This is a genomic window from Paracoccus beibuensis (genome assembly GCF_026162625.1).
Lineage (GTDB): Bacteria > Pseudomonadota > Alphaproteobacteria > Rhodobacterales > Rhodobacteraceae > Paracoccus > Paracoccus beibuensis.
This window is the reverse complement of record NZ_JAOTBD010000021.1, coordinates 48727-62353: the sequence shown is the minus strand read 5'-3', so window position 1 is coordinate 62353 and position 13627 is coordinate 48727. Positions and strand designations below refer to the sequence as shown.

Genomic DNA, 13627 nt, shown 5'->3' with positions numbered 1-13627 from the left:
TGAGACCCGCGGGAGGGAACCGGCCGCCGGTCCCAGGCCGGTGACCCACGGTATCCAGCGCCTCTTCCGGAAACCCCAAGAAACGCCGTTCCTGATCGGGGACTAATTCAGCGTCCTGCTAGGCCGATGCATCCGCCGCCGGCCAGAAGGTCGGCACTAGAGGCGTCGATTTTCGCTTCGCCCTCGAACCGGTCGGGGGCATAGCGCGCGCCGCAAGCCAGTACGATCATGTCGCCCGAATAGATCAGCGACGGGCGGCCGCTGGTCAACTGGACCCGGCGGTGCTGGCCTAGCCGCTCGACCTGCGCAAGGATCAGGTCGCCCGCCCGCGCCTTGTCGAAGGCGGTGTCCAGCCCGGCGACGACCGAGGTGTCGACGCGGCGGGTTGCGAAGGTCCATTTGGCGCCGGCAAGGGCGGTGGGGGCGTTCGTGGTCATGACATTCTCCTTCAGGATGGGGGATCAGCTGGCGCGGGCCAGCGGCAGAAGCGGTTCGACGCAGAGCGTGCGGGCAAGCCCGCCCGTGGTCAGGGCCTGCGCGACGTCGTGGGACACGCCCGGCAGCCGCGTCAGCGCGATGTCGGTGACGATGCCGCGCGCCAGTGCGGCGGTGCGGAAACTGGCCGCATAGCGGGTGGCGCGCTCGATCCGGGTGCGGCCCTGGACGGCGTCCAGCTCTGGCGTCTTGCGCAGGCTGGCGTCGCGGCGTGTCGTTGGTTCCGACGAACAGGCGCACGGGAATGCGCAGGAAGGCCGGCAGCGCGCTGTGGCGGCGGCGCACCCACAGGTCGGCGTAGCGCCCCCCGGCCGCGGCAAGGCCGTAGGGATAGGACATCGACGCGTCGGGCAGGCAATACCAGCCGGCCGCGGCCAAATTCAGCCGCGCGATGCGCTGCGGCTAGAGCATCGCGAAACGGTGCGCCAGTTGCGCCCCGCCCGAATGACCGAAGAGGTCGACCCGTCCCGGCTGCAGCCCCCGCAGGTGCTGGAGAAGCGCCAGCAGCGCCTGGTCGGGACGCACCGCGCCCGAGGGCCGCTGAAAATGTGGCCAGCGCTGTTCCGAGAAATGCGGGACGACGACGATGCGACCCGACGCACGCGCCTCGGCGCGCAGCAGCCGCACCAGCTCCGCCGCGTTCCGCGAGATGCCGTGCAGGACGACAAGCGGCGGCAGGCCGGACAGGGTACCGGGCCGGATGATGCGCGCGGGCAGCGTCCCCGCGGGCGAGGCGATGCGGACTTCGGTGATCGAGAGGTGGCTTTCTGGAATGTCCACGGTGTCGCTCCTGTTTTGGTTCGCCGTGATGGTTCACTGCGGGGTCAACGGGCGGTTGCGCGGCTTATTCCCAAAAAAGTTCACCGAGGAACCGAGGGACCCCCGAAGGGTTCGGTGCCAAAGGAGGCGCGCATGAAATCCCACGACGAAATCTGGAGCGAATGGCAGGACCTTGTGAACATGGCCCCGTCAGAGCTGCGCAAGTGGCTGGACACAGACAACAGCAAGGCCGTCGGCGACACGCACGGAGAGGGTGAGAGCACCGGCCACAAGTCAGGGCAGCACATCCTGGCGATCAAGGACAAGAAGAAGGCGGACCTTGACGACGACGACTGGTCGCACATGGCCAAGGTGGTCGGCTATATCAAGCGGCACAAGGCGCAGGGCGGCCCGCAGGACGACAAGGAACACAGCAAGTGGCGATATTCCCTGATGAACTGGGGCCACGACCCGCTCGAGTGATCAGGCCGGCGGGATGCCCGCGCGGCGTTGCCGGTTGCGTTCCAGGCCAAGCCTGTGTTCACGCCAGATGATCAGGATGCCCGCCGTGATGACCAGTAGCGCGCCCAGAAGGGCGGGCAGGGTCAGGCGTTCCCCGAATATCCACCAGCCGATGATCACCGCCAGCAGCATCGAGACATAGTCGAAGGGCGCGATGATGGACGCATCGGCATGCCGATAGGATGCCGTCAGCAGGATCTGCGCGAATCCGCCCAACAGACCGGCCATGATCAGCATCACGCCCGTGCGCGCGTCGAGCATCGTCCAGCCCCAGGGCAGGCTTGCCATCCCGATGACCGATGACGTGACCGAGAACCAGAACACGATCGCCGCCACCTGCTCGCCCTGCACCAGCTTGCGCACGAAGATCTGCGCCAGCGCCGCGCAGAACGCGCCCCCAAGCGCGATGGCCGCACCCCAGCCGCGCATCGGTCCCGCAGCCTGGGTTCCCAGAAGCTGGGGCGACAGCACGATCAGCACCCCCGTCAGCCCAAGGCCGACCATGCCAAGCCGGAAGGCGCGCACGTCCTCGCCCAGAAAGAGCCCTGCAAGAACCACGACCAGAAGCGGCGAGGCATAGCCGATGGCGGTCACCTCGGGGAAGGTCAGCAGCGAAAGTGCCCAGAAATTTAGGACCATGGCGGCGGTTCCCAGAATCCCGCGCCACAGGTGCCCCAGGGGCTGCCGGGTCCGCAGCCCGCCGCCCAGTTCTCGGCGCCAGGCCAGCCAGATCAGGATCACGGGCAGGGCAAAGAACGATCGGAAGAACACCTGCTGCCCCGGCGGCACCGTTTCCGAGGTGGCCTTGATCAGCGCGGCCATCACCGTGAAGACTGCCACGCTGGTGCATTTCATGAAGATGCCCTTCAGGGGCGATGCAGCAGGGGGCATGTCGGGTCCGGCAGAAACACTCGTCCCGCTTCCTTTGCACGCCATGCAACTGCTGCCAAGGGCTGCGATGGCGAAGTGGCCCAAGCCGGAAACTGCCGAGCCACTTCGGGGACAATTTGAAGTAGTCGAGGGTGGAACTCGTGCGTTGTCCCCCCGTGGCAGGCGCGGCGGCACCCCGCACGCGGGTGCTGCGAAGATTGCAGGCGAATCCGAAGGTGACGCGACCATCGTCCTGCCGTCATCAAGACCTCGTGGCCCGCGCCGCCGCCTCACGCTCAGCACCATCGAACTTGAAGAAAGCCGCGGGGGTGATCCCGTCAGCGGCCGCGAACGCGCCTCACGCGGGCACGTCCTGCAGCTCGACCATGCGCCGCTGCGTCATCGATTGCTGCGCCGCCAGTCCCATCCTGACCGCCCACTTGCCGTCTCCGACCGTCACTTCCGGCGCGTCACGCTGACCGCGCACCAGTTCCAGGAACCGCAGGTGCTGGTAGAAGGTCGAACCGTTGTGGTCGCCAGCATCCAGCAGCGTCGGGTCGACCGGAATCTCGTGGACCTGCGGGCCCTTCGGGTGCCGGGGCGACACGACGACCTGCGCCACCGGCGGCGCGCCCAATTCGCGTGGCCAAAAGCGGGTGGGGCCGGGGACCAGCGCCTCGATCTTGCCCTTCGGGCCGATGGCGGTGATCTCCTCCTGGAAGCGGGCGCCCTCGGCGAACATGCACAGCTCCAGCATGGCGCGGACGCCGCTTGCGAACTCGACGGCGACATAGCCGTGGTCGAAGATGTCCGGTACCTCGTCCCCATGCGCCTCGTCCAGGTGGTTCAGCGCCTGGCCGCCCATCGCCATGATCCGCACCGGGTCGGAGCCGATGGCCAGCCGCATCAGGTCGAAGAAATGGCAGCACTTTTCTACGAAGGTTCCGCCGGTGAAGCGGTTGAAGCGGTTCCAGTCGCCGACCTTCTTCAGGAACGGAAAGCGGTGCTCTCTGATCGTCAGCATGCGGATGCCGCCGGTCGCGGCCTCGGCCATCTGCAGCATCCGCGCGACCGGGGGCATGTAGCGATACTCCATCGCCACCCAGACCGGCGCCGGATAGCTGGCGGCAAAGGCATCCACCGCCGCGATGTCGGACGCGTGCGTGAACAGCGGCTTCTCCACCAGCACCGGCAGCGGGCGACGGGCGGCGATGGCCTGCAGTTGTTCCACATGCCGGAAGTTCGGGCTGGCGATCAGCAGGCAGTCCAGATCCTCGTCCGCCAGCAGCTCCTCGACGCTGTTCACGAAGCGCGCACCGGGCGCGAGGCAGGCGGCGCGGGCGCGCATGCCGGCATCGGGTTCGAAGATCGGGCCGATCGCCGTGCCGGGCAGCAGCGCGATGTTGCGCAGGTGTTCCTGGCCCATCATTCCGCAGCCGATCACGCCATAGGTGATCGTGCGGCTGCGCGCCTGGCAGAGCGTGTCGGTCGTCATGAATCTCTCCTCAGATGAGGCGCTGCACATAGAGCGCCCTTTCGGTATCGAACCAAGTGCGTGAAAACTCGACCGCGGCGACCGCCTGGCTCCAGGACAGGCGCTCTATATAGGCGGTGGTGGCGCCGGGCTTCAGCGGAAAGGCGTCAGGCGACCAGTCGGGAGCGGCGCCAAGGCCCACGCGATCCTCAGCTCGCGTGATCCAGAGCTTCAGGGCCCGCTTGTAGGTCAGGTAGAGCGAATCCTGAACCAGGTCGCGCGGAATGCGGCCCGCGCCTCCGTCCAGCCAGATCTCCTCGACCGCGATCGGCACGTCGTCCAGGAACCGCAGGCGGCGGAACCGTGTCCCTTGGTCCGACGTGCCATAGGCCGGCTGGCGGGCGTCCTTTGGCAGGTAATCCACCGACAGGATGCGCGCGTTGGGCAGCCCGCCGCCCCCCTGCGCATGTTCCAGCCGGAACATGGAATAGACCGACCCGGCCGTCCCGCCGGCGCGGATATAGTTGCCCGACCCTTGCCGGCGATCCAGCAGCCCCTGCTGTTCCAGTTCGGCCAGCGCCTTGCGCAGGGTGCGGACGGTGGTGCCATGCGCCTCGGCCATCTGGCGCTCGGGTGGCAGCTTCTGGCCGTCGACCAGGCGGCCCGCGGCGATGTCGCGAATCATCATCTCGCTGATCTGCAGATGGATCGGCAGCGCGTCGGACCGCTGCATCGCCGATGATTCCGCGCTTGGCACGCAGCCTCCGAAAAAAATTGATGCACCATTGATCTACATCAAGGACAGGTCTAACAAAAGGAAAATTCCGCTGCCGACGCAAAGGAGGAGACCATGACCGTCGTACCCGTAACCTCGGCCGATCTGGACCGTGTCGAGGTGGCCTGGTTCTCGGCCCTCTGCTCGGACGACTTCCACCACCTGGGCGTACCCGACGGCGATCTGCGGTCGTCGTGGAAGCATTGCAGCGACATTGTGAAGACGGCCGAGGACCAGGGCTTTGGGAACATCCTGTGCCCGTCATCCTACCAGGTGGGGCAGGATACGCTTTCCTTCGTCGCGGGCTGCGCGCCGATCACCGACCGGATCAACTTGCTCGCGGCCGTCCGCTGCGGAGAGATGCAGCCGATCATGCTGGCTCGCACCATCGCCACGCTGGACCACATGCTGGAGGGGCGGCTGACGGTCAACATCATCAGCAGCGACTTTCCCGGCCAGAAGGAACCCAGCCCCTTCCGCTATCAGCGCAGTCGCGAGGTGGTCGAGATCCTCAAGCAGGCCTGGACGCAGGACAGGATCGACTATCACGGGCAGGTCTACGACTTCAGCGACGTGACGACGGACCCGGCGCGGCCCTACCAGGCGAACGGCCCGATGCTCTATTTCGGGGGTTATTCGCCGGATGCGCTGGACCTCTGCGGGCAGCACTGCGATGTGTACCTGATGTGGCCCGAACAGTCCGAAGACATCGCCGATCGGATGAAAGCGGCCCATGCCGCGGCTGAAAGGCATGGCCGGACGCTGGACTACGGTTTCCGCGCCCATGTCATCGTTCGCGACACCGAGGCCGAGGCCAGGGAATATGCCCGCGAGCTTGTCAGCCAGCTGGACGACGAGCAGGGCCGCCTGATCCGCGAACGGGCGCTGGACGCAGGATCTCTCGGCGTCAGCCGGCAGGCCCGCAATCGAGAGTTGGCGGACCTTGAGGGTTACATCGAACCAAACCTCTGGACCGGGGTCGGGCGCGCACGCTCGGGCTGCGGGGCAGCCATTGTGGGTTCGACCGACCAGGTCCTGTCCAAGCTGGAGGAGTTGCAGAAGATGGGCATCCGCGCCTTCATCCTTTCCGGCTATCCCCATATCGACGAGGCCGAGCATTTCGGCAGCCGCGTCCTGCCGCAGATGAAGACCTGCCAGCTGAACCGAGTGTGGGGCAGGGTGCCCGACACGACCCCCGCAACGCCCTTGGGCACTGGCGAGAGGCGCTGACGATGGACCGTGTGAACCTGACCGACGATCTGTCGCTGTCGCGCCTCGTCTATGGGATGTGGCGGATCGGCGACGATGCCGACACCAGCCCCGCCCACGTGCAGGCCAAGATCGAGGCCTGCCTCGACCAGGGCATCACCACGATGGACCAGGCCGACATCTATGGCGACTATACGGCCGAGGCGATCCTCGGTGCCGCGCTGCGCCAGTCGCCCGGCCTGCGCGACCGGGTCGAGATCATCACGAAATGCGACATCGTCGCGCCGATCGGCAAATATTCTGACGCGCCCTGCAAGCACTATGACACGTCTGCGGGACATATCCGCGCGTCGGTTGACAACTCGCTGCGCGACATGGCGACCGACCGGATCGACCTCTTGCTGATCCACCGTCCCGACCCGCTGATGGACGCTGATGAAACCGGCGCCGCGCTGGACGCGCTGGTGGCCGAGGGGAAGGTGCGCGCGGTCGGCGTGTCGAACTTCCGCCCTTGGGACGTCGAGCTTCTGCAGTCGCGCATGACGACGCGGCTGGCGACGAACCAGATCGAGATCTCGCTGGCGGCGGTGGCGCCCTTTACCAATGGCGACCTGGCCTTCCACCAGCGCCGCCGCGAACCGGTGATGGCCTGGTCGCCCCTTGGCGGCGGGCGGCTGATGACCGACCATGGCGAACTGGGCAAGCGCATGGACCGAATGGCCAGCGAATGGGGCGTGGACCGATCCGCCGTCGCCGTGGCCTTCCTGCTGCGCCACCCGGCCACGATCCTGCCCGTGCTGGGCACGAATTCTCTTGCACGCATCGCAAAGATCGCGGACGCCCGGACCGTAGATCTGTCGCGCGTCCAGTGGTTCCAGCTTTACGAAGCCGCCACGGGCCAGGAGGTGCCATGACCCGAAGCGACAAGGTCCGCAGTTTCGTGCCCGACCCGCAGAACGGGCGGCTGCTGCGCGATGCCTTCGGACGCTTCGCGACGGGCGTGACCGTGGTGACGGCCGCCAGTCCGGACGGCTGCGTGTCGATTACGGCCAACAGCTTTTCCTCCGTGTCCATGGACCCGCCGCTGGTGCTGTGGTCGCCGGCCGTGCACAGCGCCCGCTATCCCGCCTTCGCGCAGGCCGAGCATTTTGCGATCCACGTCCTGGCCGCCGATCAGGCCGAGCTGGCCTGGGCCGTGGCCCGCGACCGCGGCGCGGTCATGGCACGCGACCACGACGTGAACGAGGAAGGCGTGCCGGTGCTGCGTCGCTGCCTGGCGCGCTTCGACTGCCGCCAGCACGCCATGCACGAGGCAGGCGATCATGTCATCGTCGTCGGCCGGGTGCTGCGGGCGACGATCAGCGACGGCGACCCGTTGGCCTTCTTTGGAGGCAGGGTGGCGACGCTGGCCATCAACTGACCGGCATGCCGTCTTCGGAGGAGCGGGCGGCGCCGCAGGAACCTTGGGAGGGGTTTGAATGAGGCACATGGGGGGCGTGGTCCGGCCGCTGTCGTGGATCAACGAACGGGCGCTGAAGGCGGGCCGTGCCGTGGGCATCTTCGCGATCGCGATCATGGTCGTGGTGACGATCGTGCAGGTCGTCTTCCGCTATGTCCTGAACGGCGCGCTGGCCTGGCCGGACGAGGCCGCACGCTTCTGCATGCTGTGGATGACCGGGCTGATGGCCCCCACCGCCTTCCGCCGGGGCGGGTTCGTCGCCATCGACTTCCTGCCCGCGATGCTTCCGGCGACGGTGGCGCGGCTTCTGAATCTGGCGCTGCTGTCGCTGTCGCTGCTGGTGCTGGTCGTGGCGTTGCAGATCGGCTGGCGCGAGGTCACGGGCCTCGGCGGCCGCTTCGCCAGTGCCTCGCTGTTCGTGCCGATCAGCTGGGACCTGACAGAGTGGCACCGCGTGCCGCGGTCGTGGATGATGGCCTCTCTCCCCGCGGGGCTGGTGCTGCTGATCATGGTCAATCTGGAACTGCTGCTGCGCATCGTGGCTCAACTGGCGGGCGTACGCGATCTGCCGCCCATCCCGATGGGTGACGGGATGGATACGGGCATCCGGGGGGTCGATTGATGCTGATCTGGTTCCTGCCGCTGTTCCTCGTCTTCCTGCTAGTCGGCCTGCCGGTCTTCTTCGGGATGCTGGCCGCCCCGGGCATCCTTCTGTGGCTGAACGGCCAGGAACGTGACCTGACGCTGCTTTATCGCAACCTCTACAACGGGATGGACAGCTTTCCTCTGATGGCCATTCCCTTCTTCATGCTGGCCGGGGAGGTGATGAACCGCGGCGGCATCACCACGCGACTGGTCGAGTTTGCGCAGGCGCTGATGGGCCACTTCCGCGGCGGACTGGCGCATGTGAACGTGCTGTCCTCGATGCTGTTCGCGGGTCTGTCGGGGTCGGCGGTGGCCGATACCAGCGCGCTCGGGTCGATGCTGATCCCGGCGATGGAGAAACAGGGCTATTCCCGCCGCTTCGCCGCCGCCATCACCGCCGCCAGTTCCGTCATCGGGCCGATCATCCCGCCGTCGGGCATCATGATCATCTATGCCTATGTCATGGGCGAAAGCGTCGCGGCACTGTTTTTGGCCGGTCTGGTGCCGGGGGTGCTGGTCGGGCTTGGCCTGATGCTGGTGATCAAGTTGATGGCCAACAAGTACGACTTCCCCGTCGCCTCGGCCCGCTACAGCTGGCCGGACCGCGGTCGGGCCAGCCTGAAGGCGTTCTTTCCGCTGATGACGCCGGTGATCATCCTGGGCGGCATCCTGGGCGGCGTCTTCACGCCGACCGAGGCTGCGGCGGTGTCCGTCGTCTATGCGCTGGTCATCTCGCTCTTCGTGCTGCGGACGATGACCTGGGGCGAGCTGCCGGACGTGCTGGGGCGGGCCGGGCTGACATCGGCGGTGGTCCTGCTGCTGGTCGGTGCGGCGATGTCGTTCAAGACCGTCGTGTCGCTGTCGCAGACGCCGCAGATGATGGCCGACTGGATCCTGACGCTGACGGCCGACCCGCTGCTCCTGCTGTTCCTGATCAACCTGCTGCTGTTCGTCGTCGGCATGTTCCTGGACGCCGGCCCTGCCATCATCATCCTGGCGCCGATCCTGGCGCCGGTCTTCACCGGCATGGGCGTCGACAGCGTGCATTTCGCCATCATCATGTGCGTCAACCTGACGGTGGGGCTGGCGACGCCGCCCATGGGGCTGGTCCTCTTCGTGGCGTCCGCCGTCTCGGGCGAGAAGGTGATGACCATCGCCCGCGCCATCCTGCCGTTCCTGGCCGTAGAGATCGCGGTGATCTTCCTGATCACCTATGTCCCGGCCATTTCCATGACCATCCCGCGCCTGACCGGCTTTGCGGACTGATATCCTGAGGGAGGAGAAACATGCTGAAGACAAGCCTGACACTGATGGCCGCGCTGGCGCTGACCGCAACGCCGGTTCTGGCGCAGGATGCGGAATACACGCTGCGCGCCGTCGCCAATTCGAACGAGAACGACGAGGACTACGACGGTCTGCAGGTCTTCAAGTCCTATGTCGAGGCCGCCTCGAACGGCCTCATCGCCGTGGATATCTACATGGGCACGCAGCTCTGCTCGAATGGGGCCGAGTGCCTGCAAGGCGTGGCCGACGGTTCGATCGACGTCTACATCTCGACCTCGGATGGGGCGGCGGGGCTGTTCCCTTATGTCCAGGTTCTGGACCTGCCCTACATCATGGCCGATGACCGCGTGGCGGAACGCGTCCTGACCGGCGACTTTCCCCGCACCTTGCGCGACATGGCGCTGGAGGATTCGGGCGGAATGCTGCGGCTGATGACCATCGGCAACACGGGTGGCTGGCGCAACTTCGCCAACACCGAACGCCGCATCCAGACCCCCGCCGACCTCGAGGGGCTGAAGATGCGCACCGTCGTGGCCGACCTGCCGCAGGAACTGGTGCGCGCGCTCGGCGCCTCGCCGACGCCGATCCCCTGGCCTGAACTTTTCACCTCGCTGCAGACCAGCGTGGTCGAGGGCACCGCGAACGGCATCACCGACATCATGTCGATGCGGTTTCCCGAAGCCGGGCTGCAGTACCTGACGCTGGACAACCACGCCTATATGGGCGCCATGTGGTGGATGTCGAACGAGAGCTTCATGTCCCTCCCCGAGGACATGCGCCGGGTTGTCGTCGATGGTTTCGCGCAACTGCAGCAGGCAACGTTCGCCTCGCCCAAGCGCAAGTCCATCGCTGCGTATGAGGAGTTCGTGGAAGGCGGTGGCGACCTATATGTGCCCACGCCCGAGGAAAAGGCCGCGTTCGCCGAGGCGGCAGCCCCGGTATATGACTGGTTCGCCGCCAATGTGGACGGTGGAGAAGAGATTCTTGCGACCTTCCGCGAGACGGTCGAACAGGCCGAGGCAGAGCTGGCCGAGGAACGCGCTCGCGACACCCAGTGACAGATCCCAGACTGAGCCACCGCGACCGCAGAGGGGCCTTCCGGCCCCTCTCGCATCTGCATCTGCCCGGAAAATCTTGATGCGTCTGCCCTCTGCCCAGCTGATCAACCGCGCCCGCCTGCTTGCACCCGGCGTCACGCTGAGCGTGACGGTGGCGATGGCCGCGCAGTTCCTGTCGAGCCACTACGGCGTGCCGGTCATGCTGATGGCGATCCTGCTGGGCATGCCGCTGCATTTCCTGGCCGAGGACGGCCGCGCCGGTCCGGGCATCGACTTCGCCGCCCGCGGTCTTCTGCGCATCGGCGTGGCGCTGCTGGGTCTGCGCGTGTCGATGGATATGGTGGCGCGGATCGGCTGGCCCTTCGTGGCGCTGATCGCGCTGTCCATCGCGGCTGTCATCCTGGTGTCGGTGGCGCTGGCGCGGCGGCTGGGGCGGGACAGGGCATTCGGACTGCTGACCGGGGGATCGGTGGCGATCTGCGGGGCGTCGGCGGCAATGGCAATCGCCTCCGTCCTGCCGCCGCGCGACACGACTGAACGCGACCTGTCGTTCACCGTGATCACGGTGACGGCGCTGTCGACGGTGGCAATGATCCTTTACCCTGCGCTGACAGCGATGCTGGGGCTGGACGCCCACCACAGCGGGCTGTTCCTGGGCGGTACCATCCACGACGTCGCGCAGGTCGTGGGCGCAGGCTATTCCGTGTCCGAGGAAAGTGGCGACATCGCAACCGTCGTCAAGCTGATCCGCGTGACCATGCTGGCGCCCGTGGTACTGATCGCCGCGCTGGCCCTGCGGCGCCGCAACCCTGCAAGCGGGCAGCGTCCGCCGTTGCTGCCGGGCTTCGTGCTGGCCTTCCTGCTGCTGGCGGTGGCCAATTCGCTGCATCTGGTGCCCGCGCCGGTGACCGATGCGGCCTCGGCCCTGTCACGCGCCGTGCTGGTTGCGGCGGTCGCCGCGGTCGGCATGAAGACGTCGCTGGCGCGGCTGGCGGATGTCGGACCGGCGGCGATCCTGATGCTGGTCGGTCAAACGGTTCTGCTGGCAAGCCTGGTGCTGCTGCCGATCCTGTTGAGAATCGTCTGAGGCTGCGTGCCGCGACCCTCTTGCCCCTGCCCGTGACGACGTGGTCGCGGGCAGGGGCCGTTCAGGCGTTCAAGCCTACTGGCCCATCGCCTCGACCGAAATGGCGACTTCGACTTCGTCCGACACGGCCGGGGCGAACATGCCCAGGTTATAGTCGCTGCGCAGCAGCGTCGCAGTGGCGTCGAAGCCCAACCACGGCTTTTTTTCCATCGGGTGTTCGCCCTGCTGGTTCAGGACCGTGTCCAGCACGACCTCTTTCGTGACGCCGTTCAGGGTCAGATCGCCCGTGATCAGCGCGGTATCGTCGCCAGTCACCTCGATCGAGGTCGATGTGAAGGTCACCTCGGGGGCGGCGGCTTCGCTGCCGAAGAAATCGGCCGACAGAAAGTGTTCGTCACGGCCCTTGTCGCCGGTCATCAGCGACGCGACCGGGAAGGTCGCCTCGACCGAGGAATTGGCCGGGTCTTCGGGGTCGAAGCTGATCGTGCCTTCGATGCCGCTGAACATGCCCGTCGTGGTCGAGAAGCCCAGATGGCTGTAATCGAACACGATCTGGCTGTGCGACGTGTCGAAGGTATAGACCTGCGGTTCGGCCAGCGCCGCACCGGCGGTCAGGGCAAAGGCGGCGGTCAGGACAGTGGTCTTGAACATGTAAGGTTCTCCATCGGTTGCAGGCGCACCATCACGGCAAGATGGCGTGCGGGCAATTGGCGATGCGCGAACATCGGGTGTCAGTCTGCGCACAATCACGTTTGCGGGCGGGTGGCGGTCAGGGCAATGTTCAGGTCGACCCCAAAGCCGACCGTCGATTCGTCGTCGTAGCCCTGGCCCACCTGCCAGTCGCGGCGGTCCAGCACGGCAGTGCCCTGCATCTGCGCGACGCCGTCCTGGATCCGCAGGTCGAAAGTCAGCGTCACGGGGGTCTGCTGGCCCTTCAGCGACAGCGGGCCTTGGGCAACATAGCCGTCACCTTCCGGCCGAATTGTGGCGTCGAAGACGGCGACCGGATGCGCCGCGACGCCGAAGAAGTCCGCGCCCTTGGCCTGGTCCGTGACGGTCCCGACGGTGACGCTGTCCATGTTGATCCGCACCTGCACCTGGCCCTGCCCCGTGTCGGGGTCGAAGCTGATCGCGGCCGTCCAGTCCGAAAAGCCGCCCTGCACCTCGCTGCCCATCTGCCGCGCGGTGAAGCCCAGGCTGCCCTCGGTGACCTGCCATTCAGAGGCAGCCGCCTCGAGCGGTGCGGCGACTTCAGCCTCTGGCGTCCGGGTGGTCAGCGCATAGGCGGCGCCGGCGACCAGCACGCCCGCGGCCGCCATGGCCGCCATCCGGTGCGAACCCGCCTTGCTGCCGCCCACCCGGCTGCCGTGCAGCATCCGCGACAGCACGCCGTCGCGGTCGATGACCGCATGCTTCAGCGCGCCCGCGACATGCAGCGCGATCGACGCGATCAGCAGCCAGGCGGAGACGTGGTGGACGCCCGCCATGGTCAGCGCCAGCGCGGGCGACTTCGGCACCAACGGCAGGCCCTGCCCAAGCGGCCAGAGGATCGGCGCATAGCCCTCGGTCGCGGCATGTTCGATCCAGCCGGTCAGCGGGACCAGCACCAGCGAGGCATAGAGCAGCCAGTGGACCGTCTCGGCCGCCAGCGTTTCGACCCTCCGGTCGGGATGCACGGGAACAGGCCGGGGCTGGGTCAGCGCCCACAGGATACGGAGGCTTGCCACCGACAGCGCCGCGATCCCCAGCGTCTTGTGCCAGGAAAACAATTGCACCTTCAGCTCCACCTGCTCCATCGGCATGCGGCTGGCCAGAAGGCCGAGGCCTATGTTGGCCAGAATGATCAGGCCTGTCAGCCAGTGGAACATCCGCGCGACGCGGCCATAGCTGTGGGTTGTGTTCTGGTACATGATGCCTCGGCCCCGGTTGCGTTTCGGCCGATCTAGCGTAAAGCGCCGCCCATGTGGATTGCGCGGGGCGCACAGGTGCT

16 protein-coding genes are annotated in these 13627 nt (G+C 66.8%); 8 read left to right on the top strand and 8 right to left on the bottom strand.

Features of this window, described 5'->3' with window-relative positions; genetic code table 11:
- Positions 1-107 precede the first annotated feature (107 nt).
- The 3 genes from OC159_RS13225 to OC159_RS13215 form a co-directional block, all read right to left on the bottom strand.
- Positions 108-437 (bottom strand): hypothetical protein, encoded by a 330-nt coding sequence (locus tag OC159_RS13225; RefSeq protein ID WP_265501647.1) that lies wholly within the window; start codon positions 435-437, stop codon positions 108-110.
- A gap of 24 nt (positions 438-461) precedes the next feature.
- Positions 462-815, bottom strand: coding sequence for a hypothetical protein (locus tag OC159_RS13220; protein WP_265501646.1), 354 nt, complete (start codon positions 813-815; stop codon positions 462-464).
- Positions 816-897: 82 nt separating this feature from the next.
- Positions 898-1275 carry a hypothetical protein gene (locus OC159_RS13215; RefSeq protein ID WP_265501645.1) on the bottom strand — a complete coding sequence of 126 codons (378 nt, stop codon included), beginning with the start codon at positions 1273-1275 and terminating at the stop codon, positions 898-900.
- A gap of 132 nt (positions 1276-1407) precedes the next feature.
- On the opposite strand from OC159_RS13215, the gene OC159_RS13210 reads away from it, so the two are divergent.
- A complete protein-coding gene (locus OC159_RS13210; RefSeq protein ID WP_265501644.1) occupies positions 1408-1737 on the top strand; it encodes a DUF3140 domain-containing protein in 330 nt (109 codons plus the stop codon).
- Here the strand turns inward: OC159_RS13210 and OC159_RS13205 are convergent, their stop codons facing one another.
- The 3 genes from OC159_RS13205 to OC159_RS13195 all read right to left on the bottom strand — a co-directional run bounded on the left by OC159_RS13205 (position 1738) and on the right by OC159_RS13195 (position 4853).
- Positions 1738-2631: a DMT family transporter gene (locus OC159_RS13205; RefSeq protein WP_265501643.1), complete on the bottom strand. Its 894-nt coding sequence runs from the start codon at positions 2629-2631 to the stop codon at positions 1738-1740.
- Between the two features lie 373 nt (positions 2632-3004).
- On the bottom strand, positions 3005-4141 hold the full coding sequence (locus OC159_RS13200) for a Gfo/Idh/MocA family protein (RefSeq protein WP_265501642.1): 1137 nt from the start codon (positions 4139-4141) through the stop codon (positions 3005-3007).
- A gap of 10 nt (positions 4142-4151) precedes the next feature.
- On the bottom strand, positions 4152-4853 hold the full coding sequence (locus tag OC159_RS13195) for a GntR family transcriptional regulator (RefSeq protein ID WP_265501641.1): 702 nt from the start codon (positions 4851-4853) through the stop codon (positions 4152-4154).
- A gap of 117 nt (positions 4854-4970) precedes the next feature.
- Here OC159_RS13195 and OC159_RS13190 point away from each other — a divergent pair, with 117 nt between their 5' ends.
- The 7 genes from OC159_RS13190 (at position 4971) to OC159_RS13160 (ending at position 11637) form a co-directional block, all read left to right on the top strand.
- A complete protein-coding gene (locus tag OC159_RS13190; protein ID WP_265501640.1) occupies positions 4971-6125 on the top strand; it encodes an LLM class flavin-dependent oxidoreductase in 1155 nt (384 codons plus the stop codon).
- A gap of 2 nt (positions 6126-6127) precedes the next feature.
- Entirely contained in the window at positions 6128-7018 is an 891-nt protein-coding gene (locus OC159_RS13185; protein WP_265501639.1) for an aldo/keto reductase, read from the top strand.
- On the top strand, positions 7015-7524 hold the full coding sequence (locus tag OC159_RS13180) for a flavin reductase family protein (RefSeq protein ID WP_265501638.1): 510 nt from the start codon (positions 7015-7017) through the stop codon (positions 7522-7524). Before OC159_RS13185 ends, OC159_RS13180 begins: the two co-directional genes overlap by 4 nt.
- Before the next feature lie 67 nt (positions 7525-7591).
- Positions 7592-8185, top strand: a complete 594-nt coding sequence (locus tag OC159_RS13175; protein ID WP_265501650.1) for a TRAP transporter small permease — start codon at positions 7592-7594, stop codon at positions 8183-8185.
- Positions 8185-9474 (top strand): TRAP transporter large permease, encoded by a 1290-nt coding sequence (locus OC159_RS13170; protein WP_265501637.1) that lies wholly within the window; start codon positions 8185-8187, stop codon positions 9472-9474. The genes OC159_RS13175 and OC159_RS13170 overlap by 1 nt, the downstream gene beginning before the upstream one ends.
- A gap of 20 nt (positions 9475-9494) precedes the next feature.
- Positions 9495-10550: a TRAP transporter substrate-binding protein DctP gene (dctP, locus tag OC159_RS13165; RefSeq protein WP_265501636.1), complete on the top strand. Its 1056-nt coding sequence runs from the start codon at positions 9495-9497 to the stop codon at positions 10548-10550.
- Between the two features lie 79 nt (positions 10551-10629).
- The gene (locus OC159_RS13160; protein WP_265501635.1) at positions 10630-11637 is read left to right on the top strand and encodes a YeiH family protein; all 1008 of its coding nucleotides are present in this window, start codon (positions 10630-10632) and stop codon (positions 11635-11637) included.
- Between the two features lie 75 nt (positions 11638-11712).
- Here OC159_RS13160 and OC159_RS13155 read toward each other — a convergent pair whose 3' ends face one another.
- Both OC159_RS13155 and OC159_RS13150 read right to left on the bottom strand, forming a co-directional pair.
- Positions 11713-12288 (bottom strand): YceI family protein, encoded by a 576-nt coding sequence (locus OC159_RS13155; protein WP_265501634.1) that lies wholly within the window; start codon positions 12286-12288, stop codon positions 11713-11715.
- 95 nt (positions 12289-12383) lie between these two features.
- Positions 12384-13547 carry a cytochrome b/b6 domain-containing protein gene (locus tag OC159_RS13150; protein ID WP_322626730.1) on the bottom strand — a complete coding sequence of 388 codons (1164 nt, stop codon included), beginning with the start codon at positions 13545-13547 and terminating at the stop codon, positions 12384-12386.
- Between the last annotated feature and the right edge of the window lie 80 nt (positions 13548-13627).